The sequence below is a fragment of the Carboxylicivirga fragile genome (genome assembly GCF_050589805.1).
In the GTDB taxonomy this organism is placed as follows: Bacteria; Bacteroidota; Bacteroidia; order Bacteroidales; family Marinilabiliaceae; genus Carboxylicivirga; species Carboxylicivirga fragile.
On record NZ_JBNGOY010000024.1, the window covers coordinates 33,852 to 60,514 of the forward strand.

Annotated in this window: 24 protein-coding genes; 16 read left to right on the forward strand and 8 right to left on the reverse strand. The window is 37.4% G+C overall.

Annotated features, from left to right (window positions below):
- Positions 1-53: 53 nt before the first annotated feature.
- Together ACRD7B_RS11965 and pssA are read right to left on the reverse strand one after the other, a co-directional pair.
- Entirely contained in the window at positions 54-1,331 is a 1,278-nt protein-coding gene (locus ACRD7B_RS11965) for a hypothetical protein (protein ID WP_430824799.1), read from the reverse strand.
- A 162-nt stretch (positions 1,332-1,493) separates the two neighbouring features.
- The gene (gene pssA, locus ACRD7B_RS11970) at positions 1,494-2,222 is read right to left on the reverse strand and encodes a CDP-diacylglycerol--serine O-phosphatidyltransferase (RefSeq protein ID WP_430824800.1); all 729 of its coding nucleotides are present in this window, start codon (positions 2,220-2,222) and stop codon (positions 1,494-1,496) included.
- A gap of 455 nt (positions 2,223-2,677) precedes the next feature.
- Here pssA and hisG point away from each other — a divergent pair, with 455 nt between their 5' ends.
- The 5 genes from hisG (at position 2,678) to hisB (ending at position 8,065) form a co-directional block, all read left to right on the forward strand.
- Positions 2,678-3,538, forward strand: a complete 861-nt coding sequence (hisG, locus tag ACRD7B_RS11975; protein WP_430824801.1) for an ATP phosphoribosyltransferase — start codon at positions 2,678-2,680, stop codon at positions 3,536-3,538.
- An 80-nt stretch (positions 3,539-3,618) separates the two neighbouring features.
- Positions 3,619-4,905 carry a histidinol dehydrogenase gene (hisD, locus tag ACRD7B_RS11980; protein ID WP_430824802.1) on the forward strand — a complete coding sequence of 429 codons (1,287 nt, stop codon included), beginning with the start codon at positions 3,619-3,621 and terminating at the stop codon, positions 4,903-4,905.
- 86 nt (positions 4,906-4,991) lie between these two features.
- Positions 4,992-6,032 (forward strand): histidinol-phosphate transaminase, encoded by a 1,041-nt coding sequence (gene hisC / locus ACRD7B_RS11985; RefSeq protein WP_430824803.1) that lies wholly within the window; start codon positions 4,992-4,994, stop codon positions 6,030-6,032.
- Positions 6,033-6,038: 6 nt separating this feature from the next.
- Positions 6,039-6,944, forward strand: a complete 906-nt coding sequence (locus ACRD7B_RS11990) for an alpha/beta hydrolase (protein WP_430824804.1) — start codon at positions 6,039-6,041, stop codon at positions 6,942-6,944.
- Positions 6,944-8,065, forward strand: a complete 1,122-nt coding sequence (gene hisB / locus ACRD7B_RS11995; protein ID WP_430824805.1) for a bifunctional histidinol-phosphatase/imidazoleglycerol-phosphate dehydratase HisB — start codon at positions 6,944-6,946, stop codon at positions 8,063-8,065. Before ACRD7B_RS11990 ends, hisB begins: the two co-directional genes overlap by 1 nt.
- An 81-nt stretch (positions 8,066-8,146) precedes the next feature.
- Here hisB and ACRD7B_RS12000 read toward each other — a convergent pair whose 3' ends face one another.
- Positions 8,147-8,770 (reverse strand): ERCC4 domain-containing protein, encoded by a 624-nt coding sequence (locus ACRD7B_RS12000; protein WP_430824806.1) that lies wholly within the window; start codon positions 8,768-8,770, stop codon positions 8,147-8,149.
- A 157-nt stretch (positions 8,771-8,927) separates the two neighbouring features.
- Between ACRD7B_RS12000 and ACRD7B_RS12005 the strand changes: the two genes are divergently transcribed.
- The 3 genes from ACRD7B_RS12005 (at position 8,928) to ACRD7B_RS12015 (ending at position 13,202) form a co-directional block, all read left to right on the forward strand.
- On the forward strand, positions 8,928-10,202 hold the full coding sequence (locus ACRD7B_RS12005) for a fibrobacter succinogenes major paralogous domain-containing protein (RefSeq protein WP_430824807.1): 1,275 nt from the start codon (positions 8,928-8,930) through the stop codon (positions 10,200-10,202).
- A 365-nt stretch (positions 10,203-10,567) separates the two neighbouring features.
- On the forward strand, positions 10,568-12,526 hold the full coding sequence (locus tag ACRD7B_RS12010) for a tetratricopeptide repeat-containing sensor histidine kinase (RefSeq protein WP_430824808.1): 1,959 nt from the start codon (positions 10,568-10,570) through the stop codon (positions 12,524-12,526).
- 37 nt (positions 12,527-12,563) lie between these two features.
- Positions 12,564-13,202 (forward strand): response regulator, encoded by a 639-nt coding sequence (locus tag ACRD7B_RS12015; protein ID WP_430824809.1) that lies wholly within the window; start codon positions 12,564-12,566, stop codon positions 13,200-13,202.
- 39 nt (positions 13,203-13,241) lie between these two features.
- Here ACRD7B_RS12015 and ACRD7B_RS12020 read toward each other — a convergent pair whose 3' ends face one another.
- From ACRD7B_RS12020 to ACRD7B_RS12030, 3 genes are all read right to left on the reverse strand, one after another.
- Complete coding sequence (locus tag ACRD7B_RS12020; RefSeq protein ID WP_430824810.1) at positions 13,242-13,436, reverse strand: hypothetical protein; 195 nt, start codon at positions 13,434-13,436, stop codon at positions 13,242-13,244.
- Between the two features lie 85 nt (positions 13,437-13,521).
- Complete coding sequence (locus tag ACRD7B_RS12025) at positions 13,522-13,914, reverse strand: hypothetical protein (RefSeq protein ID WP_430824811.1); 393 nt, start codon at positions 13,912-13,914, stop codon at positions 13,522-13,524.
- A gap of 51 nt (positions 13,915-13,965) precedes the next feature.
- Positions 13,966-14,802, reverse strand: coding sequence for a carboxypeptidase-like regulatory domain-containing protein (locus ACRD7B_RS12030; protein WP_430824812.1), 837 nt, complete (start codon positions 14,800-14,802; stop codon positions 13,966-13,968).
- Positions 14,803-14,941: 139 nt separating this feature from the next.
- Between ACRD7B_RS12030 and ACRD7B_RS12035 the strand changes: the two genes are divergently transcribed.
- Positions 14,942-17,920, forward strand: coding sequence for a PEP/pyruvate-binding domain-containing protein (locus ACRD7B_RS12035; protein WP_430824813.1), 2,979 nt, complete (start codon positions 14,942-14,944; stop codon positions 17,918-17,920).
- Positions 17,921-18,072: 152 nt separating this feature from the next.
- On the forward strand, positions 18,073-19,962 hold the full coding sequence (gene acs / locus ACRD7B_RS12040; protein ID WP_430824814.1) for an acetate--CoA ligase: 1,890 nt from the start codon (positions 18,073-18,075) through the stop codon (positions 19,960-19,962).
- A gap of 125 nt (positions 19,963-20,087) precedes the next feature.
- Here acs and fabD read toward each other — a convergent pair whose 3' ends face one another.
- Entirely contained in the window at positions 20,088-20,978 is an 891-nt protein-coding gene (gene fabD, locus ACRD7B_RS12045; RefSeq protein ID WP_430824815.1) for an ACP S-malonyltransferase, read from the reverse strand.
- A 72-nt stretch (positions 20,979-21,050) separates the two neighbouring features.
- Between fabD and ACRD7B_RS12050 the strand changes: the two genes are divergently transcribed.
- The 5 genes from ACRD7B_RS12050 to ACRD7B_RS12070 all read left to right on the forward strand — a co-directional run bounded on the left by ACRD7B_RS12050 (position 21,051) and on the right by ACRD7B_RS12070 (position 25,583).
- Entirely contained in the window at positions 21,051-21,278 is a 228-nt protein-coding gene (locus ACRD7B_RS12050; protein ID WP_430824816.1) for a hypothetical protein, read from the forward strand.
- 305 nt (positions 21,279-21,583) lie between these two features.
- The gene (locus ACRD7B_RS12055; RefSeq protein WP_430824817.1) at positions 21,584-22,066 is read left to right on the forward strand and encodes a hypothetical protein; all 483 of its coding nucleotides are present in this window, start codon (positions 21,584-21,586) and stop codon (positions 22,064-22,066) included.
- Between the two features lie 92 nt (positions 22,067-22,158).
- The gene (locus tag ACRD7B_RS12060; protein WP_430824818.1) at positions 22,159-24,240 is read left to right on the forward strand and encodes a hypothetical protein; all 2,082 of its coding nucleotides are present in this window, start codon (positions 22,159-22,161) and stop codon (positions 24,238-24,240) included.
- Between the two features lie 99 nt (positions 24,241-24,339).
- Entirely contained in the window at positions 24,340-24,990 is a 651-nt protein-coding gene (locus ACRD7B_RS12065; RefSeq protein WP_430824819.1) for a porin family protein, read from the forward strand.
- 8 nt (positions 24,991-24,998) lie between these two features.
- Positions 24,999-25,583, forward strand: a complete 585-nt coding sequence (locus ACRD7B_RS12070; protein WP_430824820.1) for a phage holin family protein — start codon at positions 24,999-25,001, stop codon at positions 25,581-25,583.
- 80 nt (positions 25,584-25,663) lie between these two features.
- Here ACRD7B_RS12070 and ACRD7B_RS12075 read toward each other — a convergent pair whose 3' ends face one another.
- Positions 25,664-25,903: a M28 family peptidase gene (locus ACRD7B_RS12075; protein ID WP_430824855.1), complete on the reverse strand. Its 240-nt coding sequence runs from the start codon at positions 25,901-25,903 to the stop codon at positions 25,664-25,666.
- Between the two features lie 291 nt (positions 25,904-26,194).
- Here ACRD7B_RS12075 and rpsL point away from each other — a divergent pair, with 291 nt between their 5' ends.
- Positions 26,195-26,578, forward strand: coding sequence for a 30S ribosomal protein S12 (gene rpsL, locus ACRD7B_RS12080; protein WP_430824821.1), 384 nt, complete (start codon positions 26,195-26,197; stop codon positions 26,576-26,578).
- Positions 26,579-26,663 lie beyond the last annotated feature (85 nt).

Genomic DNA, 26,663 nt, shown 5'->3' on the forward strand with positions numbered 1-26,663 from the left:
AAAAAGGATCGCCTCGAAAAGCGATCCTTGAATATTATAGAGTTTGCTACTCTTTAGAATTTATACAACATACTAACTGTTATTCTGTGATTTTCTACATCAGTCGTGTTAATTGGTGTCCCTTGCGAATCGAAATCATCACCATAACCAGCAACTGTATATGCATATTGCAAACCAAGAGTAGTTTTCTTAGCAAGTACAAAGTCAACGCGCGGAGAAACAGAGTATAATGAACCGATTGTACTACTTCCAGGGTTTGTACTACTTCCACCAATTGAATACTGCCATAAGATACTTACATCTTCACGCGCACCATATGCTTTAGAATGACCAAAGAATACGCCTGTTTGTACCTTACCAATATTGTATTGCAGATCAGCCCAAAAACTTCCTGAGTAGGTGGCAGCATATTCTGATAAAATATTATTGATGCCCGTATTAGCTTTTCTTCCTACACCACCTAGCATTACCATGTTCGACATGTTTCCGCCGTAGGTATAGCCAGCTTTTACAGTTAAGTCACTTATGTTTATTTTGGTTATTGCACTTAGGTGATAACTTGTAACTTTTTCATCTGTAGCATAAGTATATTTAATATCAGGGTCATTGGCATCATCAAATTGCTCTGATAACATAGGCTTTAAGCTTTTTACACCTGCGGTTAAGGCCAAAAGAAATTGTTTGCTCTTATACTTTAGTTGTACATCTAACTCTGGCAATTGCGACATTTCATCACCAGTTGGCATACCCGCATTTTTAAAATCAGTTTGTGCGACTAATGCTGCATTGAGTTCTAAATTATCAGAAGCTTTAACGCCATACTTAAGCTGAGCATTTCTGGCAAAAGGGTTGAAAGGGATAGCCGGATCTAAACCTATCATTAACGGAAATGACTCTGGGATGAATAGAGGGTGCCAATATTGACCAACAATTAAGTATGATTTTTCCCAGCTTAATCTGATCATAGCATGACGTAATCTGAAATTGACATCATTTGAACCTGATTTACCTAGAAAATCACCTTCAACTAATGCGAATGACTTAGCTCCTAATACATCTGGTCCTGATACGTGTAAGCCAAATCGGGAATGCGCTGCATCAATATTGTATTGACCAGTTGCGTTAATGTCGTTACCTCTGTCGTCAAGTTGTACAGGTTTTGGGTACAGATAGATATGGCTATTGCGTGGAGCAACACTTTGGCGTGAATCATAAAAACCACTGACTCCAACAAATCCATGCAGTTCTACCTTAAATGCTTTTTCTTTTTCCTGTCCAAAAACTGATAGTGTTATCAGTATGACAAGTAATGTGTTTAGACTTCGTTTCATAATATTTGTTTCTGAGATGGCGTTGTATCGATTAAATACTTGAGTGCAAAACAACTAAAAATTTGGGCAAAAAAAAAGACGTTCAGCGAATGAATGTCTTTAATTTTGTGATAGTTATACTATTATTGATGCAACGCATACTACTTTGCATTCAATGTATTCTTATTTAAATCCTAATAGCCACTTCCCCAAGGAAACAATAATGTAATATAAAATTATAGCAGCGATGCCACCTACGCCAAGTAATACAATAAACACTATGGCAAGAAATAAGAGGATGAATCGCTCTTTGTTTTCTGAAAATTTGAAGTTCTTAAATTTCAAGGAGAACATGGGAACTTCACTTACTAATAAAATGCTGAAGAAGAGAATGAGGCCGAAAATAACCAATGGGTTCATCCAGTCGAATGATTGTGGAGAATCGATAAACTTATAAGCAAAGGCAGCTGTAAAAATGCCTGTTGCAGTTGTTGTTAACCCAAGGAAGTTTTCGGTTTGTCTCGTATCGACATTAAACTTAGCCAGACGGAGTGCAGCAAACACAACTAGTATAAACGGACTTAATATCCATAGTTGTTCAGGCCATTCCAATGTGTTAAATGGAATACTTACATCGGCAAAGAGTTTGGCTTTTATTATGCTCGACCAAATGGCAGCAGGCGCTACTCCAAAACTAATTAAATCAGCTAATGAGTCAAGTTCCTTACCCATTTCACTGTAGGCCTTTAAAGCTCTTGCCGCAAAACCGTCACCAAAGTCGAAAATGGCACCGATAAATATTAACCAAACAGCCCACTCTAGTTGATGATTTAAGGCGAAGAAAGTAGCCAGAGCGCCACAGAGTACATTAAGGCTTGTTAAAAAATTCGGAATATGTTTCGTAATATTCATTGTTCATATTTGTTTGTTCGAAAATATGACAATCCCTTAGACATTCAAAATATCGGAGCCGAAAGCTGTGTTAAATAATAAATTAACGTTAAAAGGCAATATTTATTTGGAATTATAATTATACACTCTATATTTGTATCGAATTATAGAAAAGAAATGAAAAACTGTATCCATCATATTCATCATTTATTCCTCCCACAGGTAGGCTGAGATTGATATGTGTATACATTAAACAATATTTCATCAAAAAGGCTTACCAGAAACGGTAAGCCTTTTTTTATTTTAAAATTTTGACATGTTAAACAATTTTCATCATCATACACATCACCATTACCTATCGAGCAGATAAGTCAGATTGTTGTGTCATAAAACGAAATACAAAGGCTTATCTCATACGGGATAAGCTTTTTTTTTATCCATAAATATTTAGAATAGAACATTAAAACATAGAAATCATGGAAACTAAAATTAGAATTGCATTACAGAAGAAAGGTCGCTTGAACGACGATTCAATGAAATTGTTAAAAGAAGCGGGCATTAAGTTTAATGTAGGTAGCGGAAAATTAGTGGCATCATCGCCAAATTTCCCAATTGAAGTATTGTTTTTACGCGATGATGATATTCCACAAACGGTGGCTGATAAAGTGGCAGATATTGGAATTGTTGGTGAGAATGAAATGCTTGAAAAAGGCTTTGATTTAAATATTTCCAAACGTTTAGGCTTTAGTCGTTGTCGACTATCTTTAGCTATACCAAAGGCTGATGAATACAAAGGATTAGACTATTTCGAAGGTAAAAAAGTAGCCACTTCCTATCCTGTTATTCTTAAAAAGTATTTTGCCGAGCAAAAAATAAATGCTGACATACACGAGATTACTGGGTCGGTAGAAATTGCACCGGGCATTGGATTGGCCGATGGTATTTGCGACATTGTAAGCTCTGGAAGTACTTTAGTTGCAAATCGCCTTAAAGAAGTTGATGTGGTGATGGAGTCCGAAGCTCTTTTGGTAGCAGCTCCTGAGCTAAGCGCCGAAAAGCAAGCCTTATTAGATGAGATTATTTTTAGAATTAACTCGGTAAAAGCAGCTAATTCAAACAAGTACATCCTTATGAATGTTCCTAATGATAAGGTGAATGATATATTGGAAATACTTCCGGGAATGAAAAGCCCAACCGTACTTCCTTTGGCAGATGATAAATGGAGCTCGGTGCACTCGGTAATTCAAGAGAAGAAGTTTTGGGAGATTATTGGCCAACTGCGAAATAAGGGTGCTGAAGGAATTTTGGTTATTCCTATTGAGAAAATGATTTTGTAGAAAGTCCGGTGTTGTACGTTCGGAGTCCGAAGAATAAACATTTATGAATTATCCCATAAGAGGGAATAGCTATAAAGAAGATGCAAAAGATATTATACCCCAAAAAAGAGCAGTGGCAACAATTATTGGAACGACCTGATAATGGTTTGGAAGATTTGTTTGATACGGCAAAAGGTGTGTTGCAAGATGTGCAACGCAATAAAGATGCCGCATTGAAGAAATATACCAGAATGTTTGATGGTGTTACGCTTGAAGAATTTGCTGTTACCAAAGAGGAAATTGACGAAGCATGTTTAAGTGTTGGTAGTGATTTGAAAGAAGCTATCTTAACGGCAAAAAGTAATATCGAAAAATTCCACGAAGCGCAACGTGTTTCGTCTAAAGTGATTGAAACAATGCCAGGCGTACAATGCTGGCAACGAAGTGTGGCTATTGATAAAGTAGGCTTGTATATTCCAGGGGGTACTGCGCCTTTGTTTTCAACTGTTCTAATGTTGGCGCTTCCTGCGAAAATTGCTGGTTGTAAAGAGATTGTTATCTGTACACCTGCTGGAGCTGATGGAAAAATTAATCCAGCCATCCTGTATAGTGCCAACCTTGTGGGAGTAAGTAGGATATTTAAGTTAGGTGGTATTCAGGCTATAGGCGCTATGGCCTATGGTACCGAAACGGTTCCATCTGTATCTAAAATATTCGGCCCGGGTAATCGATTTGTGACGGCGGCAAAGCAGTTGGTAAGTATTAAAGAGGTGGCTATTGATATGCCTGCTGGTCCATCCGAGGTTATGGTTATGGCCGATGAGAGTGCCGAACCTTCGTTTATTGCAGCCGATTTATTATCACAAGCTGAGCACGGTGCCGACAGTCAGGTGGTGTTATTAACTAATAGTGAAGCTTTGATAGATGAGGTTGAAAAAGAAGTGGCTGCCCAACTTGAGCTTCTGCCACGAAAGGATGTTGCTGAGAAAGCGCTTGGAAACAGTCGGCTAATTGTTTTGAAAACGGAAGCTGAAATGCTTGAGATGTGCAATGATTATGCACCTGAGCACTTGATCATCTCCATGCGCGATGATGAAGAGATTGGTAGTAAAGTAACAAATGCGGGCTCTGTATTTTTGGGTAATTATTCTCCAGAAAGTGCTGGCGATTATGCTTCGGGAACTAATCATACTTTGCCAACGCAGGGTTATGCCAAAGCCTATAGTGGTGTGAGTACCGATAGTTTTATGAAAAAGATCACCTATCAAAAAATTACTCAAGCTGGCTTAACTAAATTGGGGCCATCCATCGAAATTATGGCGGAAGCCGAACAGTTAATAGCGCACAAAAATGCGGTTACTGTAAGATTAAAAAAAATTAAGAATTAATATAAAGTAAGGAGTATAAAGTACTGAGTGTTGATATTTTGATACATTTACTACTGACTACTCACTACTGCCTACTCACTATTACTATGAAACCACTCGACCAATTATTACGAACCAATATTAAAAACCTGAAACCATATTCTTCGGCACGTGATGAATACGTGGGAGAAGCTTCGGTTTTTTTAGATGCCAATGAAAACCCATTTAATAAACCTTACAATCGATACCCCGATCCGTATCAACGAACAGTGAAGCAAAAGATAGCATCCATAAAAGATGTGTCAGCTGATCAGATCTTTTTAGGAAATGGCAGCGATGAGCCAATCGATTTGTTGTTTCGCGCATTTTGTGAGCCCGGTATCGACAATGTGGTAAGCATTGATCCTACCTATGGTATGTATCAGGTAGCAGCAGATATTAATAATATTAAGGTGCGAAAAGTATTATTGACACCCGATTTTGAATTGGATGTTGACGGCTTATTAGCGGCTAGCGATGAGCACTCAAAGCTTCTGTTTATTTGTTCGCCCAACAACCCAACTGGTAATTGTTTTATTGAGGCCGATATCATTTCACTCATTTCTCAATTCAAGGGTATCGTTGTTTTGGATGAGGCCTATATTGACTTTGCAGCAGATAAAAGTTTACTCAATCGTTTAGGCGAATTTCCTAATCTGGTAATACTGCAAACATTTTCAAAGGCATGGGGTATGGCGGCTATTCGATTGGGAATGGCTTTTACCTCGCCCGAGATTGTGTCTGTACTGAGTAAGATCAAATACCCGTATAATATAAATGTACTCACCCAGGAGAAAGCTTTGGAGCTTTTAGAGAATGAAAAAGAAAAGGCCTACTGGGTCGAGCGTTTATTGGCCGAGCGAGAGGTTTTAAGAGCGGCGCTAAATGAATTTTTCTTTGTTAAAAAAGTGTATCCGTCCGATGCGAACTACCTTTTGGTAAAAGTGGAAAATGCCAAAGGTTTATACCAGTTTTTGGTTGATAAGCACATTATTGTTCGCGACCGTTCATCTGTTGCTTTGTGCGAAGAGTGTTTACGAATAACGGTTGGTCAGCCGGCAGAGAATAGTTTGTTGTTAGAAGCACTATCTTTATATGCATCTAAATAATAGATCATGTTAAAAGATAATGCCTTACTATTACTTTTTATGTTGAATATAAATTTCCTAATGGGACAAACTAAAATTCGCTTATGGGAGGGGAACCCTCCCGAGTATATTTTGAATGAAGTTCAAGAGATTGATACCGTTTCTAACTGGAATGTACCTGTAGTATATGGTATTAATCAGTCTGAATTGACATTTTTCAAAAGTGATAAAAAAGGTTTGTTACCAGCAGTGATTATTTGTCCTGGCGGGGGCTATGGTGTTGAAGCGTACAAACATGAGGGTAATGATGTGGCTTTATGGTTTAATTCGTTGGGGATTCATGCCTTTGTGCTAAAATATCGCTTGCCCGATGAGGCTATTTGTGAAGAACCAACTTATGCGGCTTTAACAGATGCTTTGAGGGCTTTGCAACTAGTACGTAAAAATGCAAAGCAATATTCAATTGTTGAGGGCAAGATCGGCATCATGGGTTTTTCTGCAGGCGGTCATTTGGCGGCCTCGGCATCTACTTTGTATGATCAAGCACGTTTTTCAGAATATTCTGCTCGTCCAGATTTCTCAATATTGATGTATCCGGTTATATCAATGCAGAAAGATTACACGCATATGGGATCACGCAATAACTTATTGGGATCAAAACCTGAAACCGCGCTCGTAGATTTGTTTTCGACAGAATTGCAAATTAATAGTAAAACGCCTCCTGCATTTTTATTACATGCTGCTGATGATGAAGCCGTGAATGTGAAAAATACGATGCTTTATTCAGAAGCATTACTTAATGCAGAAGTAGATTGTACGAAACACATTTTTGAAGAAGGAGGACATGGTTTTGGCTATGACGAAAGTAAAGCAACGAACCGTTGGATCAGCTTACTGGAAGATTGGTTAAGGCAAAAAGAAATTATTAAATAATGAAAAAAGTACTATTTATAGATAGGGACGGCACATTAATTATGGAGCCACCCGTAGATTACCAAGTTGATACCTTAGAAAAGTTGGAGTACTACCCTGGTGTGTTTCAGAATTTATCGAAAGTAGCATCTCAGCTCGATTATGAACTGGTAATGGTAACTAATCAGGATGGATTGGGTACCGACTCTTTCCCTGAAGATACCTTTTGGCCGGCTCAAAATAAAATGATGAATGCACTTGAGAAGGAAGGGATAAAGTTTGATGAGGTACTAATTGATTACTCCATGCCCGAAGACAATGCCCCTACGCGTAAACCTCGAACAGGATTGTTAGGCAAGTACATGACAGATGAATATGATTTGGCGAATTCTTACGTGATTGGCGATAGAATCACCGATGTAGAATTGGCAAAAAACCTGGGTTGTAAAGCTATTTTCCTAAAGGAAGAAGAGGAAGCACAATCGTTGTTGCATGAAACAGGTTTTGAAGCCGTGTTGTCAACTCTGGAATGGAGCGAGATTGTAGCCTACCTTTTTAAATTGGATAGATCGGCTTCTGTTGAGCGAAATACCGCTGAAACGCAGATTAAAGTGTCTGTTAATCTTGATGGTAGCGGGAAGTGTAATATCTCAACCGGATTAAATTTCTTTGACCACATGCTCGATCAGATTGGTCGTCATTCAGGTATGGATCTGGACGTAACTGTTAAAGGGGATTTAGCTGTTGATGAGCACCATACCATTGAAGATACGGCTATTGTGTTAGGTGAAGCATTAAAAGAGGCTTTGGGTGATAAGCGTGGCATTGAGCGCTATGGATTCTGCTTGCCAATGGACGATTGTCTGGCTCAGGTGGCGCTCGATTTTGGTGGAAGGTCATGGTTGGTTTGGGAGGCTGATTTTAAACGCGAAATGATTGGTGATATGCCAACAGAGATGTTCTATCATTTCTTTAAAAGCTTTTCTGATGCGGCAGCCTGTAATTTGAATATAAAGGCAGAAGGCAAGAATGAGCACCATAAAATAGAAGGTATATTCAAGGCTTTAGCCAGGGCTATCCGTGCAGCTATTCGAAAAGATCCGTATAGTGATCAACTGCCAAGTACAAAAGAGATGTTATAAAATTCAATCAATCTGATTTACGGATGCGATCTTTATTCAACAATAAAGGTCGCATTCATAGTTATTCATTATGAAGTTTCTTCAGATCGTGCCATTCAGAAACTTAATAATAGCCTTGGCTTTCTTATGACCAATGCTTTCAATTTGCATTAATTGCTGTTCGTTGGCTTGCAATACAGATTTTAATGTGCCAAAATGTTGTATCAATAAATAAGCCGTATTTGTTCCAACTCCGGGCAGACCTTGCAAAAAATATAGTTGTTGTTTGGCAGGTGTTTTAGGTTTGTATCCATATCTGTAATTGGTAGTTGTTCTTTTAAAGTTCTTTACAGATAAATTGATCAGAGTGTTGGTGGTATCTTCCTTGTCTTTACAAAATACAATAGGTAGTTGCCAGTTGACGCTAATGGATAATAGAGTGACTTTAATAGCTTCGCGACTGATTAGGTGCTTGGTTTGATATGGATTACCTTCAATAAGTAAAATACTACTGTATCTACTTTCTTTAATTTTTTGGCATTGCTTAAAAAGTCGATTTTGAATTAGCGAAATCACAAAGTCATCTTTTGTTTTTCGCTCCACAATCAATTGCTCGTCAATAATGTAGTCGCCTTTTTTGAGTTCTTTTATTAGTGTGCTTTGTCCTTTTTCTTCTAGACGTTTTGGTATTCCAGAAGCTCTTTCTCTGTGGTCAATTACGATCATGTTGAATGGGATGTTGTTCCGGTTTCTTTCTATATTCAAGATAGCACAGTTGCTTGAAAATAGTAATGTTATACTTGGCGTAAATACCTAGTATTAGGTATTGAGAACGATGCATAGTAGTAATAAATTTGATTTATAATCCTTTAAATCAAATGTTATGAAACAATTATTACTCACTATTCTAATGGTTTGCAGCAGTGCAATATTGAGCTCTCAAACCTACCAAATTTCTTTTGCAGCTCAAGGTGATGCTTCTACAGTAGATGAAGTTGTTGCGACGAATCTAACGACTAACGAATCTATTACTTTACCGGGGGGCGAAGTGCTTTCTTTGCAACCCGTAGCAACAAATATTAAAAATATGTCAGTGTTTAAAAATGCTGCCATCTATTCAAATATGCGGGAGGGCTTCTCTGAGCTTCATCTGACAAGCCAAAAAAATCAGGAAATAAATATTGAAGTAATTGCCATAGATGGACGAACAGTCGCAAGACATCATCAGGTTCTTGAGATGGGCAACTACAAATTTAAACTGGCAGGTAAGTCGCAAGGCATCTACATTGCAAACATATCAACAGGGGCGGATCAACTGGGCTTGAAGTTTTGTCAGAGTAAAGCGGCTGAGAATACCATTCGTTTTATGGGAGAATCGGATAAAATCCAGGAATTAAAATCAAGCAATGCAACTTATGCTCTAAGCTTTTCTCCTGATGATCACATTTCGTATGAAATTAAAAGTGGTGATTACATTACTATGATTATTGAATGTCCTGCAGGTGATAAAACGCTAACTGCCGATATGGTTGAATGCATGGATGGGGATGGCAACTATTATCCCGTTGTGAAAATTGGCACCCAAACGTGGATGGCCAAGAATATTAACACATCCAAATACATGGATGGAACAGAAATACCTTACATAGCAACGACAGCAGAGTGGGGTGCTCTTCCTGATGCTAATTCGGGAAAAGGTTATGGCTATTTTCTGGAGGAAGAAGGGGATCTTTACGGAGCTATATATACATATGGGGCAGCCGTTAATGGAACGCCATTATCCGGATCACATATTCAAGGTGTTTGCCCCAATGGTTGGCACATACCAAGCGATGCCGAGTGGAAGGTTTTGTGTAATTATTTAGGTGGTACGTCTTATGCTTCAAATAAATTAAAATCAACTAGGTCTGACTTATGGAAATATTCACCCAATGGAATAGGTAATAATTCAAGTGGTTTCAATGCCCTTCCTAGTGGCTATCGTACGGCATATAATGGGGCACCTAATCTGGGTGGCTATTATGCCAGATGGTGGAGTAGCAATCAATACAGCGGCTCTTGGGCCTATTATTGCCAGTTGACTTATGCCAACAACGGTGTATACCTTAGTTACTGGGAAAAGAGCATAGGTATATGTGTACGTTGTATCAAAGATTAGTAGAATACTAGTTTATACTAATAGGTAGATTTGCAAATACTGCGCAAACAGATAATGAAGGTTATGCAAAGTTTAATGAACAATATAAATATGAACTTGATAATAGTTTAGATCGATTATACTACACATATACTGTTATTCAGGGCTCACCAACTTATGAATTGCCACCTGCATACGATAATTTAACTACCACTTCAGATGGTAGGTTAATATATCAAGTGAAGGGCGAAATAGACTATTTTTATGATGGTTCGTATTATATCCTTTTTAGGATTAATCTGCCTTGGAATTTGGAGGATGTTTATTTTCAATGATATATAAGGGTATTTTCGTATCTTTATTAATATGTTTTACTTAATGTAACAATGCGGCGAACTGTTTTCTTTTTAAAACTTACCTTACTAATAGGCTTATGTAATGCGCAACTAGTATTTGGTCAGCATAATGAGATCGATAGCTTAAAGCATGCTTTAAAAGGTTCTGGCAATGATTTAAGTGCTTCAAAGATTAATCTGCAATTGGCAAAATTATATGAAAGAGTCGATCTGAAACTTGCAATCGATCATGCCAATAAGGTTATTGAGTATAAAGTAAGCGATTCTCTAATGGCTGAAGGATATAATCAATTAGGGCGGAGTTATTTTTTCATGCGCCAACTTGATTCGGCTGCCGTTAACTTTACAAAAGCAAAAGGTAAATTACTCGAGATTAACGATGTAAAAAAAGCTGCGATTATTGATATTGGTATTGGAGCCATACAATTGCGGCAAGGTGACTATAATGGCACAATAAAAACTTTGACCCAATGTGCCTCATTTTTTGAGGCAGAGGCTGATATGCTGAATGCAGCCAAGTGCTATAATAACATGGCTACAGCCATGGCCGAATTAGAAAACTATGATAAGGCCATTGAATTTAGTGAAAAGGCTTTAAGTATTTTTGATGATAAGGAGCTCATTCAGTATAAATTGATAACCCTTCCGAATTTAGCCGCCCAATATTTGAAAACAGGAGATACCATAAAAGCTATTCAATATAACCATGATGCTGAGAAATTAGCTGAAAAAGAGAATGATAAAAGATCACTTTCAATAATATACAACAATCTTGGCAGTATTTATCTGGATAGAGATAGTGAGTTGGCTCGCAACTACCTCGAAGAAACAATTGCTCTGAAAAATGAATTGAATCTTAAATCAGGAGTTGAAGTGGCTCTTGGTAATTTAGGACATATTTATCTGCAAAATAAAGATTACGATTCGGCCATTAAAAATTATAGTGAGGTTCTTCTTTTGGTAAAGGGAAAACAACGGGTTTTTGCTTTTGATCAAATAGCTGATGCTTATCGGGGAAAGGGAGACTATAAAGCAGCATTGGCTTATGCAATATTGGCAAGAACATTGAACGATAGTATTCTGGATACGGAGAATAGAAAAGTGTTTAATGAAATTCAAACCAAATATGAGACTGAAAAAGCATTTCGGGAATACTCAGACTTGAAAGTTAACAATCTGGAAATAGATAGTAAAAGAAGGCGTAATCAAAACCTTTTAATTATAGCTTCCATTCTCTTATTAATGTCTTTGGCTTTTGGTTACCTCATGCATGCAAGTGTTCTTCGTAAAAAGGAGTTAGCTCAGCAGAGTTTTAAGATTAAGCAGCAGGAACTTGAAAAGCTTTTAAAGACAAGAGAACTGGAAGGTATTGATGCCATTATTGATGCTCAGGAGCAGGAAAGAAGCCGGATGGCAGATGATTTGCACGATAACTTAGGTAGTAAGATTGCTACATTGAAATTGTATATCGAGGAGATCCGTAATAGGATGATTACCGATTCTTATGAAAGGGAAATGCTACTTGGCAAATTGAAATATTTGGCTGATGAAGCTTATAAAGAAGTTAGGACAATTGCTCATAATAAAAATACAAAATCATACATTAGTAAAGGCCTAATTATTGCCACTCAAACAGTTGCCGATCAGATATCGATGTCGAACCAATTAACGATTAATGTATTTAATGTGGATGTCAATCAATTTATTAGTAATGCTATCGAGATCCAAGTGTTTAGATCGATTCAGGAACTTTTAACAAATGTTATTAAGCATGCTCATGCGTCTGTAGTAAATATTCAGTTTTCTAAAGATGATGGTTTACTACTTGTGATTGTAGAGGACAACGGTAGAGGCTTTGAGTTGAATACAAGTCCAAAAGCTTATGGTTTAAAGAATATTGATGACCGTATGGACAAGCTTTCAGGAAGTATGAATATTGATTCGACACCAGGAAATGGAACAACCGTTATATTAACTGTGCCGATTTAAGTGTACAAAATCGAAACCAAAAATAGTATTATCACAGATGGATGCCAGAATAATCCTTGCAGACGATCACCAACTTTTTATTGATGGGATAACTTCTATTCTCTCAAAGGTATCTGGTATTTCACTTATTGGCGAAGCCTCCAATGGTTTGGAATTAATTGAGTTGTTAAAGAAAGGATTAAAACCGGATATTATAATTACTGATATTCGTATGCCTGTTGTTGATGGGCTTACAGCCACTCGAATAATTTCAAAAGATTTTCCAGAAATCCCTATTTTGGCATTGTCAATGTATGATCAAAGCGCTGATGTGCTTGAGATGCTTGAAGCTGGTGCAAAAGGTTACGTGACTAAAGATGTGGAGAAGAATGAGCTATTAATTGCAATCGATACTTTGCTTAGAGGGCAATATTATTTTAGTAAGAATTTGCCTGAAGAAATAAGTGATTGGTTCAAAAAAGGGCGGCACATTGAAACAAAGACACTCACAAAAAGAGAAACTGAAATATTAGAGTTGATAGCAAAAGGGCGTAGCACACTTGAAATTGCAAATTCGTTAAAAATTAGCAAGTTTACCATTGATACGCATCGGAAAAATATTCATAAAAAGCTGGGGATAAAAAGTAATACAGGTCTGGTAAATTATGCAGTTAAGAATATTGGATTAAAGATTTAAAAATAGCAGAAACGATGCATATCATCTCTGCTATTTTTATTACGGTTTTACTTCCAAAACAGTCTCCTCAGATTCTTCCTTATTATCTAAAAGTTCTGATTTTACTTCTATAGTGTCTTCTTTTTTACCCGAAGAAGAAACGGGAATGCCTCCACTAATACCTATGCCAAGTGTAGCTAATAGTATTAAAAGTACGAGTGCGACAACGCGCAATACTTTTTTATAGTTTGTCATTCGAAATATACTTGATGATGGGCTTGCTATGATACAAGCATGAATATGAAAATTAGATGGCCAAAGGATTGGCTCAGAGATTTATCTATCCCATTTCATATTCTGGAGAATCCGCTTCTTTATGTTCGTTATAGAGCTTATAAAGCGTGCTGGTGTTTTGTAAAGTATGGGTTTGTTGTTGTACAAAGATGGTTTTATAGCATTGCTCAATATTTTTATTATAAAATAGAAGTGCAAAAGTAAAGTCGTGGGTGTCGTAAATTGTTTTTGACCTTAACTTATCAATGCAATGTTTCTTATAGGAAAGTGTTTTGCTGGTCCTTTTGAATTTTGCTTGCCACTCAGTATTTACCGATACTTTTTGTTGACCGTTGATGCGGTAGGCAAAACCAGAAAGTGTTATAACATTACCTAGTATCAATAAAGATACAAGTGTAGTCGTGTATTTGAGTTTTATTTCCTTCCAGTTAAATAACATCGCTGTAAAGATAGGATTTTTGTCAATGAATTGTTAAATGACAGTAAAATGCTATTCGTAATAACTATAAGAGCATTCGAGATTCAAAAATCGATGTTTCGTGTCAGGAAAATTTTGTTGTATAAAAGAAAGGTGGTAAGATTTAAAATAGGTTATAGCTTTCTGTGTTCTTGAACTTAAATATAGGTAAGGATTTGCTTTGTTTTGTTTTTTTGGATCTTCATTTGGCTCTCCCATAAAAACAATGCCAACAAATAAGCCGTGTTTGGAGCAGGTGATATTATACTTTTTTAGATCAAAGTGAACTTTAGAAGACCACCTTGAAATTTCAGTGGTGTAGTTTTCGGTTAATAAGGATTCTTTTGGTTCCATCTTATGGTTCATTGAGTACACCTGTACGCCAACAATAGGGGTGTTTAATGATCGTTTACAATAGAAAGTAACATCATTTAAGGTACTTCCTTTTGGTAGCTCAATGAATGTAACAATTTGAGTTCCCAAGTGAGAGCGTATTGAGCATCTTGCCCGCTTATTATCCTTTATTCTTTTCAGTTTTCGTTGAACTCTGGTAATTGTGATATCTGGTATCTCGTAAGACTTTTTGTTTAGGGTTATGGTTTGATTAGAATTATCTTTCGAAATAGGAAGTATGACTGACTCATACCCAATACAACTAATTTGAATCGTATCGGCTTCTTCCGTTTTGCAACTAAAGTAGAATAAGCCATTCTGGTTCGCTATGGTACCTTGTGTTTTTCCGTTCAGGCTTATTGTGGCAAATGGTATGGCATCGCCAATCTCATCTATCACTTTACCTGAAATTTCAGTCTGAGATAATAGGATAGTATTGGTGGTAAATAATAAAAGGCAAAATATAAGTGGTCTCATGTAGGGTTTATGTTTAATTCAAATATAGAGTTTCTTGTTATTAATCAAATCAGGAATATCTAAAATCATTTTCTAACATGATAATTTTGTTTTAATTTGTTTCATTGCTTTTTTAGTACAAAGCTTTAAAATTTACCTAATGGAAGGAATTCAACAACTTGAGTTGTCACAAATATATAATCGTAAGCGAACTGATCGAGATATCTTTCAGGAACTTATGTCCTTTAAAGTACGCGAAGTTTTATTAGTTGCCAATCACTACGATGCCTATAGTATTGTGCGTGAAGGTCGTTTTTTCGATAAGATCTTTGGTGAGTACTTGCAACTTAATCTTTTTACAGCTCCGCGTATTACAAGTGTAGCAACTGCTGACGAGGCAGCTGATATTCTTCAGGAACGCGATTTTGAAATGGTCATTTTAATGGCTGGTCTCGATAAGCAACAGCCACTATTAATGAGTGAACGCATAAAGGCGGTTCGTCCTGATGTACCCATTCTGTTGATGGTAAATAATAACGCTGACCTAAAGTTCTTTGATGAAGGTAGCGGTAATATCGAAAACATTGATCGTGTATTTGTTTGGAATGGCGATTCACGTGTGTTCCTAGCCATGATAAAATACGTTGAGGATAAGATGAATGTAGCCAACGATGTGAAAGTGGGCGATGTTCGTGTTATTCTTTTGGTTGAAGATTCGCAAAAGTATTACACACGTTATTTGCCCCTGCTTTATTCCATTATTATGCGGCAAACACAGGCCATTTTGGCCGAGGAGTCGAGTGATCAGTTGCATAAAATTATGAAGATGCGTGTGCGTCCGAAAATACTTTTAGTGAGTAATTATGAGGATGCCGTTGAAATAGTAGATAAGTACCTCGATAATTTAATTTGTGTCATCTCCGATGTGCAATATGCGCGCAATGGTGTGGACGATGTGGATGCGGGGGTTGAATTAATCAAGTATGTGAAATCGCTGACAATAATACCCACACTGCTTCAATCATCTGACCCAACAAATGCCTTACGTGCAGAGGCAATTAATTCCGATTTTATTGATAAGAATTCGGATAGTCTATCCTTAGACATCTATAATTTCATTCATCAGAAATTAGGCTTCGGTAATTTTATCTTTAAAAATAGCCGGGGAGCCAAAATTACTGAAGCGCATAACCTAAAAGAATTTGTGCAGTGCGTACGCGATATATCGCCAGAATCACTTCTTTATCATGCACGCCGAAATGGTATTTCAACATGGCTAATGGCGCGTGGTGAAATTTCTATTGCTAAACGTCTTCGACCATATCGCATTGAAGATTTTGAAAGTTTTACTAAGCTGCGACAGGCTTTGCTCGATGTATTTGAAGAGGTTCGTTTGGAGCGTTTACGAGGCAGAGTGGTTATGTTTGATCCGAACCTCGTAAAAAGCAGTCGATACGTTGTGCGAATCGGTGAAGGGTCCTTTGGTGGTAAAGGGCGTGGTATGGCTTTCTTGAGTAATTTTATTGAGAACATTAATTTCGATAAAATTATAAAAAACATAAACATACGAATACCAACTACTACAATAATTGGGGCTGGTGAGTTTTCGCACTTTATTGAAAAGAACAACCTATATACACTTGCTTTCGTCGAAAAGAAGTTTGATGAAATTAAGCAGCTATTTCTTAAATCGGAACTGAGTGATGAGGTCAATGAAAAATTGATGCAATACCTCGAGGTAATGGATCGTCCATTGGCTGTTCGTTCTTCGGGTCTGTTCGAAGACAGCTTGTTGCAGCCTTTCGCTGGCGTGTATGCCACATACATGGTGCCCAACAATCATTCTGATATTAAGGTGCGATTTAAACAGTTGAGTACGGCTGTTAAGTTGGTCTATGCTTCTATGTTTAGTGATTCGGCAAAGGCTTATTTCGATGCCGTTAATTACAAGATTGAGGAGGAAAAGATGGCGGTCATTATTCAGGAAGTGGTTGGAGGTCGCGTTGGCGATCGCTTCTACCCGCATATGAGTGGTGTGGCGCAATCGTATAATTACTATCCATTTTCATACATGAAACCTGAAGATGGCTTCGCTGTATTGGGGGTTGGCTTAGGTAAGTATGTGGTTGGTGGCGAAAAAGCTTACCGTTTTTGCCCAAAGCATCCTAAGCTTGAGTTAAATGCCATACCTGATCAGATAAAAGATTCACAAACTCATTTTTATGCGCTAAATCTCGATGATGAGGATTTAGATCTTGAAAATGGAGGTGAAGATTCAGCTATTTTAAAGTTAAGTATAAAAGAGGCTGAAGAAGATGGTAACCTTAAGCATTGTGCTACGGTGTATGATTATAACTACGATCGAATGGTTAACGATTTCTCAAAGCGCGGTCCACGTGTGGTTAACTTCTCAAATATTTTAAAGTACGATTATGTGCCTTTGGCTGATACGCTTGATATGCTCCTACGTTTCTTTAAAGAGGCAATGGGTGCACCTGTTGAAATTGAATTTGCTGTGGATTTAGATCCGGGCAGACGAGATTTGCCAACGCTTTATTTATTGCAAATTAAACCTTTAATCCGAATCGAGAATAATGTCAATATTAATTTCGATGAAGTGCCAAAAGATAAATTGGTGTTGCAGTCGATCAAAGGCATGGGTAATGGTCGATTGAATCATATTAAAGATGTGGTTTACATGAATATCGACATGTTTGATCGAACTAAGACAGCAGAGATGGGACAGGAGATGTCTGAAATAAATAAGTACTTTGAAGAACAAGGAAAGGAATATGTATTGATAGGTCCGGGACGTTGGGGAACAAGGGATCGCTTTACCGGGATACCAGTTTATTGGTCGCAAATATCGCATGCGCGTGTAATTGTTGAAATGGGCTTGCCTGATTTTCCATTGGATGCCTCTCTTGGCTCACACTTTTTTCACAATGTAACATCTATGAATGTGGGTTATTTCAGTGTGCAGAATAATGGTAAAGATGAATTTGTAAATCTTGATGTTCTAAAATCAAAGAAACTGATCAATGAAACAACATATTTCAAACATGTTGAGTTTGAAGAAAACTTAGATATACTAATGGATGGCAAAAAGCAGAAGGCAGCCATTGTGTGGAATGATTGAGATGTAAAAATAATAGTTTGAAAAGGTCGTTAAGCGACCTTTTTTTATTTGTATAAAATACAAAATCATCCAAATATCTTGTAAAAGTCAAATACTCTTTCTATTTTGTTTGGAATCAAAACTTTAATAGAGATAATAAACCTTAAAAGAGTATGTCAAATTCAAAAGATTTTTACTTTCCATCGCAGGAAATAGTGGATAATGCTACCGTTAAATCGTATGATGACTTTTATAAAAAGTCAATCGAAGACAGAGAAGGATTCTGGGCTCAAGAGGCAAAACAATTAGAGTGGTACAAGCCATGGGATAAATTGGTAGATGAATCAAATCATCCGTTTTATAAGTGGTTTGTTGGGGCCAAAACCAATATTGTGCACAATGCCATTGATCGCCATTTAAAAACAGCCAATCGTAACAAATTAGCATTGATTTGGGAAGGTGAGCCCGGCGATTTAAAAACTTACTCATATCATGCATTAAACCGGGAAGTATCCGAATTTGCAAACATCTTAAAAGCAATGGGTGTGCATAAGGGAGATATTGTTACCATATATATGCCTCAAATTCCAGAGCAGATTTTTGCCATGTTGGCTTGTGCTAAAATTGGCGCTGCGCATAGTGTGGTATACGGTGGCTTTAGTCACGAAGCATTGGCCGAGCGTATCAACGATGCGAAAAGTAGAGTAGTAATTACAGCCGATGGTGGTTTCCGCCGAGGTAAGGCCACGCAGCTTAAATCTATTGTAAACAAAGCCATGGAGCTCTCTCCAACAATGGAGGTCTGTATTACGGTTAAGCGAACAGGTGAGGAGGTCTACATGGAAAATGACCGCGATTATTGGTATCACGATTTAAAAGCGCTTCCAATTGCCAGCCACAAATGTGAAACTGAACAAATGGATGCGGAAGACATGCTCTTCTTATTATATACGTCTGGTTCAACTGGTAAGCCCAAAGGCCTGGTTCACACACATGGGGGCTATAGCGTTTATACTTCAGCAACCCATCGAATGGTTTTCGATATTAAACCTGAAGATAGATGGTGGTGTGCTGCCGATCCGGGCTGGATAACGGGTCATAGTTATATGGTATACGGGCCGTTGATTAATGGCTCAACCATTTTTATGTACGAAGGAGCGCCAAACCATCCCTATCCTGATCGCTGGTGGCGAATGATAGATAAATATGGAATTACGGTATTATATACATCCCCAACTGCTATTCGTGGCTTGATGCGTTATGGTGAATCATGGGTGAAGCGACATGATATTAGCTCCTTGCGATTGCTAGGATCCGTCGGTGAGCCGATTAATCCGGAAGCGTGGCGTTGGTATCACGATACGATTGGAAATGGGAAATGTCCAATTATGGATACCTGGTGGCAGACCGAAACGGGCGGCTTTGTGATTACACCTTTGCCGATTACACCTTTAAAACCGGGTTCGGCAACCAAGCCATTCTTTGGTCACGAAATAGGAGTTGTTAATGAAAAAGGTGAAGATGTGGCCGCAAATGATGTTGGTGCATTGGTAATTAAAAAGCCTTGGCCGGGAATGGCTCGTACCATCATGAATGATGATGATAGATATAACGAAACCTATTGGAAGAAGTTTGAGGATAAAAAATATTATCATGCTGGCGATTCAGCCAAAAAGGATGAAGATGGCTATTACTGGATCATTGGGCGAAGCGACGATGTAATTAAAGTAAGCGGTTATCGTTTGGGAACTGCAGAAGTTGAAAGTGCTATGGTGAGTCATCCTGCCGTTGCTGAATCAGCAGCTATTGCCTTACCTCACGAATTAAAAGGAAGTGGAATACATGTGTATGCTATTCTTCGCGAAGGCCGAGAGCCATCAAAGGAATTGGAAAAGGAATTGTTGAACCATGTGGCTCAAGCAATGGGACCAATTGCTAAACCTGAAGAAGTAATATTTGCTGATTCATTACCCAAAACACGAAGTGGTAAAATCATGCGTCGTGTTCTTAAAGCCCGTGCACTGGGTGAAGATGAAGGTGATTTAAGTACATTAGATGACTAATCAAAATAAACAAAGGCAAGCTCTAGAGCTTGCCTTTGTTTATTTGTAGCTATCAGCTATCAGCTATCAGCTATCAGCTATCAGCTATCAGCTATCAGCTATCAGCCAATAGCTAGTAGCTTTTGTTACCCTTGAAAAGTGCTGTAACCTTTAGTTTCCATTTTACGGTCAACTTTCTTAACCAATCCCTGTAAAACTTTACCAGGGCCCACTTCAGTAAATGAAGTAGCACCATCAGCAATCATGTTAGTTGCAGTCTGCGTCCAACGAACAGGAGCTGTTAATTGTGCAACCAAATTTTCTTTGATAGTTGCAGGTTCGGTAACAGCTTGCGCATTTACATTCTGGTAAATTGGGCAAACAGGCTGCTTGAACTCAGTAGCTTCAATAGCAGCTGCTAACTCAGTGCGTGCAGGCTCCATCAATGGAGAATGGAATGCTCCACCAACGGGAAGTTTAATGGCGCGTTTGGCACCTTTCTCAGTTAATACCTCACAGGCTTTATCAATGCCGGCAAAAGAACCTGAGATAACTAATTGACCTGGACAATTGTAATTGGCGGCTACCACAACTTCGTCAATGCTTTCACAAACTTCTTCCACAATAGCATCTTCCATGCCTACAATGGCAGCCATAGTTGATGGCTCAGCTTCACATGCCTTTTGCATAGCAAGGGCACGTTGCGATACTAGTTTCAATCCGTCTTCAAAGTTCATGGCTCCGGCAGCAACAAGAGCTGAAAACTCACCCAATGAATGACCAGCAGTCATTTCAGGTTTGAATTCTTCTCCAAGCGTCTTGGCTAGTATTACGGAGTGCAAAAAGATGGCTGGTTGAGTAACTTTTGTTTGCTTAAGGTCCTCATCAGTTCCTTCAAACATTAAGTCGGTAATGCGAAATCCTAATATGTCATTCGCTTTTTCAAATAGTTCTTTAGCCAAAGGAGAATTTTCATACATATCTTTCCCCATACCTACGTACTGGGCTCCCTGACCTGGGAATACAAATGCTTTCATCTGTTTTAATTTTTAGATTTTACCTCCCGATAGTTATCGGGATGGAACTCGCCACTTATATAAATGTCCTGAATGAGCGACATTTTATGGCTCGTTTCATGTGTATTGTTTTTGTTATTACTTAATCAGGTATTAGTGGCCTTTACCAGATTTATGTCAAAGGCTCCTGATAGTCGTACTTCACTCATTTATCAGAGCGCAAAGTTAAATGAATTTAATTCAATGAAGGAATATTTTTTGAAAGAAGATTATTTGGAGAAGTATTTTACTAGGCTACGAAATTCTTGTTTTGGTCATTAAAAACTCTTGATTAATCAAAATGAACTTGGTGGTTGAAAGTGTAATTAATAGCTTAGCTTACTCAAAACCAACTAACTCATAATTATTAATGAAATCCGAAAAGTTGAATTGTTTCAAAACACAATTCATATCTTACAATAATGCTTTCTTCAAGTGTAGGATTGCAATGGCTAATCTTCCGTTGTTGTATTTCAAAATAAATTTGTGTTAAAACCAACTGCTTGTCTATGCAAGTGTTTTGCTGTTTATTATGGTGGTGGTTTTTGAAAAATGACGTTTATTAATTTATAAATACAACACATCAAATGATTAAATTTAAGATTGCTTTATTAAGTCTGGTTACCATTTTAGTGGTAAGTAGCTCAACCGTTGCTCAAGAAAAAGAAATTGGCGGAGGTTTAACTTTTATTTCTGAAACATATGCTTCTCCTGTTGGTTTTAGTGGCCGTTATTATCACTATTTAAATGAAGAGTTAAGATTAGTACCAATGGTTGATTTAGCTTTTGGTGACTTTAACGTTTTTGATATAGCTGCCGGAGCTCATTTCTTACCAGAGTTCGCTAATTGGGATCCATTCAGATATTATTTTGCTGCTTATGTTGATTATTCTTATTTATGGAAGGATGAATTTAATGATAGTGGTTTAGGAGTTCAACTGCAATTTGGTGGTTTTGAATACAAGTTGGATGATTTTAAGTTCTTTGCCGAGTCGGGAATTCGTTTTGGAGGACCGAATGATTATGACCCATGGGTAACACGCATTGGAGTTGTAATTTCGTTAGACTGATTTCAAATAGAAATATTATAATACAAATTAGCTAATCGTAGTTTACGGTTAGCTAATTACTATTTTAATAATCCCAATAAACGCTACAACAAATGAAAGCTTATACGAGGTTACTTACTATATTATCTTTATACATATTGAGCGTTGTCTCTGTGTTTGCTGATAATACACCTGTAGAATGGTTAGAGGAATTCACAAGTGAAGTTGTTACTAAATCAAATACATATACGCAAGAGTTTAAATGGGTAGATCGTGATAAATATCTAATTCAGATGTCTGTTCAGCGAATTGATAAAAAGGGGCGTTCTGAGGAAAAAGAGTTCTTCTTTTACCTTCCGGATATTGATGAAAATGCATTGCAGTTTAAAGCAACGGGAGAGTATATTACGGTTTTTCTTAGAACTCAATTGTCTCAGAAATTTATGTTTGAGGAAGAGAATGGTGAGATGAAGAGTTATTTAAATGAGATAACATTGTTTACCGATGAAGTTGGGAAGGCTAGAAAAATAATAGAAGTATTTAAATCGCAACTTCCTGAAAGTAGAAAGAGTCTGAATCTGTGGCAAACTGCAAATGATGCCAAAGATTGGATTCAGGCCAATGTCACTTCTGTTAATTATGATGCTGAAGAGTTTGAGCAGAGTATAAGTATAGAAGGAGAAGGGCGTTTACTATCTTTTGAACGAAATTTTACCAATTCAAAAGGCTTGGCGGTTGCCGAAGAATATGTGTTGAATATTACCGATATTGATATCTCGAAACCAATGTTGGTAATAACTGGAAATCGTTTGAGCATTAAGTTAGAGACTAAAGAAAACCATAAGTATGTATCCAAACATGTAAATGGAGAAATACAAAACTATAGTAATAACATGGTGATTTATGCCGATGACTTGGCACGTGCCCGAAATCTAATCAATGCGGTTCGCTTTGTTGTGCCAAAAACCAAAGATCACCGTGTGGAGCTCGGTTCAGCTTCGGAATCATTGGATTTTTTAAACGCAAATTCTGAACTCAATCAAGTTGGAAGCAATCAGTTCGAACATGTTTTTCAATTTACAAGCGAAGAAAAACACAAATTAATAATTGAGACGAGTAAAGTTGATGCGAAAGAAGTTGAGACTATTATTAAAGAAGAAGTTAGTATTGTAGATTTAGAACCACGAGCACAGATTGCTGTGAGTGGAAAGAATATAAAAGTTGTCTTGCTGCTAAAAGAAAACCATAAGTTCTTTAAAGTTGAAAAGAACGAAGTGAAGCAATCATTTACAAGCAAGGCATTTGTTTATGCTGCTTCTGTTGAACAAGCGCGTAATATGGTTCATGCCTTATCTTACTTGGTTGATAATGATACTTTCGAACCGAAGGAGTTTGCATCGGAGGATGAGGTGAGTACTTGGTTGAGCAGCGAGGTGAGTGATGTAGTTTTAGGACTAATATCCTACGAGCAGGAAATGAACATCGATAAAAGTAAGGAAAATGTTATTAACCTACATCTTAATTCAACTAATGAAGATGTAACAAAAAAGATGGTTTTTAAGTGTTTTCCACAAGACATTAATGCAAAAGCTTTAAAAATTGAAGTGTCAGGAAAGGAAATGTTTGTTGATGTTTCAACAGGAAAATTAAAATATGTAGCACGAACTCTTGAAGATAGTCCTGAAAATTATGATAATGAAATGCGTGTGTATTTCGATGATTCTGGGAAAGCAAAATCATTCATTAATGCCATTAAATTTCTGCATTCAAAAATGGCAAATGTGGAACATGGATTTGAATCGCAAGATGCTGCCATTGCATTTCTTAATGAGAATGTAGTAACTGTTACTTTAGATAAGTATGAGCACAAACAAGCAATAAACCTTGAAATGGCAGATTGTATATTTACCTATACCAATGCTTCTTCTGATTCAAAGGGTGGGTATAACGAATGGATTTATGAATTTACGGCTTCTGATCTTGGTAAAAACGCAGCTAATATTAAGGTGGTTGGTAAAAGTGTAGCCGTAGTGCTTACTACCCGTGGAGAAAGTAAGCTTATTAAACCATACAAGAATAATGATCCGCAAAAATTCGTTTCGAATATGCAGGTGTATGCTCCAGATATTTTAACGGCAAAACGATTGAGAGAAGCTTTTCTTAAAGTGTCAGAAGAGTGTAAGATGAAGCAATAATCAATAATGTGAAATTTGTTTATTCAGGCGATTAGGGTCGAAATGGCGATTGTTAATAGTTTGGATGATAGTGCATTAAAACAAGTATAAATTATTATAATGAAAAGAATTCTATTTGTATGTATATTGGGTTTAGTCTCATTTATGACTATTTCGTCACAAACGATTAAACCGCGATTCGGATTTGGTTTATCAACATTTGCTACTTCAGGTGGCAGTATTGACACTGATGTGTCATCACGATTTAAAATACACCTTGGTGCTACTTATGAGCACGAAATGAACGAATCGTTAATGTTTCAGACAGGATTATTATTTGAAGGAAAAGGAGCAAGGGAATATGGTGCTGTTGGCTCCTTTTCTCAGGAAGTTATTTACAATCCAGTTTATATGATAATTCCCGTTGCTGCAAAATACTATTTTTCAGCAAATAGTGATTTGCAATTTTTTGGTAATGGCGGTTTTTACGCTGGGATTGGCCTTGGTGGCAAGGCTAAACTTACTGAAAATGATGCTGGTAATATAGAAAAGGAATCTGCAAAGGTATTTTCTACCGATGCTTTAAAACGAATGGATTTCGGTGTAGAGTTTGGAGGTGGTGTAATTGTACCTTTTTCTGGAATGGATGTAGAATTTGGTATGCTTTTAAGTTTTGGACTTACTAATATTGGTCGTTCATCTAACTTAAATGTTAATACGCTAAAAAACCAAGCTTATAAGTTGTACGTAGCAGTGCCATTTTCTTTATAGTTAAAATTATGAAAGAGGCTAATGTAGATTATGGTTTTCAAGTTCTAGACATTGAAAATGGGTCACGTATAAATTATAAAAGAGCTAGGGCTGGTTTTGGTGCTGGTTGTATGTCAATAATTTTGGTGTTTGCATTATTACTATTGTCGTACTTAATTGTTTCACTTATGGAGCAGTCGGGTATGCGGCAATCAGGAATGGCTTTTTGGGCAATTGTTATGATAGCAGCAATCGTATTAATTTTTTGGAATAAGGCAAGGAAGAGAAGGGGACCGTATCATTTTGATTTGTTGAAAGATTGCATTGTAGCAAAAGATACTCGTTATGACAAGGTTCATGTGACCAAAGTGTTTTTAAATAATTCCATTGATAAGAATTATTCAGAAGAATATATTATTGCAGGAGGAGGACTCGCCGGGGGTATGACAGCGGCAAGTAATGATTTAGGTCGTATTTATCGGAAATCTATGCGTAAAGCTTCATTTGCGGTATGTATATTATATGGAACAAAGGAAGTTAAGATAGCTTATCCTTTAGCGGAAAATCAGGCTATTGCATTGTATAATAAGGTAAAGGAGGATTTGGATCAATAAGATTCTTAGCTTCTTGAATTTATAAGGAAAAGGCATGCGCATGATGCGTGTGTCTTTTGTATAAGAGTTTGTACAGTTACTTATTCATTCGCCAGCTTCCAAAGTGTTAAAAAGCTTGTTTTAATAATTGCCTCGTATTTCTGAATGTCAATTTTCTCTACCGTATCATCCGGCAGGTGATAGGATGGATGACCTTCGGTATGAAACCACATGATTGGGATGTCTTGTCTGGCAAAAGAGGCATTGTCACTGCCCGATATCGGCTTGTTCCAAGGTCTTGGTTTTATATTTAAACCAAATAACTTTGAAGAAAGGTTGATCGCATTTTTTACAAATGCACCGTCTCAATGAATTGAATTACGCCAGGAATGAAATAATTGTTAACGATTACTAACAAATTGTCTTTTAGGCAAAAAAGATGGTGCGATATGAAAAAAAATAGACATAGTTCTGCTCTTTTTTAATTGTAAATTAGTACTTTTGCAGCGCTTTTTTGTCTAAATGAGCCAAAAGAGTTGAGAATCAGTGGGTTTTTTGAAGGTAATAATGTACCTTTGCAGCCCGTTTTGAAGTAATGAAAGAGATTGTTTAATACAATATATTTAAATTTTATGCCAACAATTCATCAGTTAGTTAGAAAAGGACGAGACAAGCAGGTGGACAAAAGTAAGTCACGTGCTTTGGACGCATGTCCTCAAAGACGAGGTGTGTGTGTGAGGGTGTATACCACTACTCCAAAGAAGCCGAACTCAGCAATGAGAAAGGTAGCGAGGGTGCGTTTAACCAATGGTAAAGAGGTTAATGCTTACATTCCGGGAGAAGGACACAACTTGCAGGAACACAGTATCGTATTAGTTCGCGGAGGTAGAGTAAAAGACCTTCCGGGTGTACGTTATCACTTGGTTCGTGGTGCACTAGATGCATCAGGAGTAGACGGACGTACGCAGCGCCGTTCAAAATATGGCACTAAGAAGCCAAAGGCTGCTAAGAAGTAATAATTGTGTAGTGCGTTGTTTACTTGGTTAGTACTGGATGAGTAAACGCCAAGCGTTGAAGACTAGGAACGACAGCCAAGGAGAA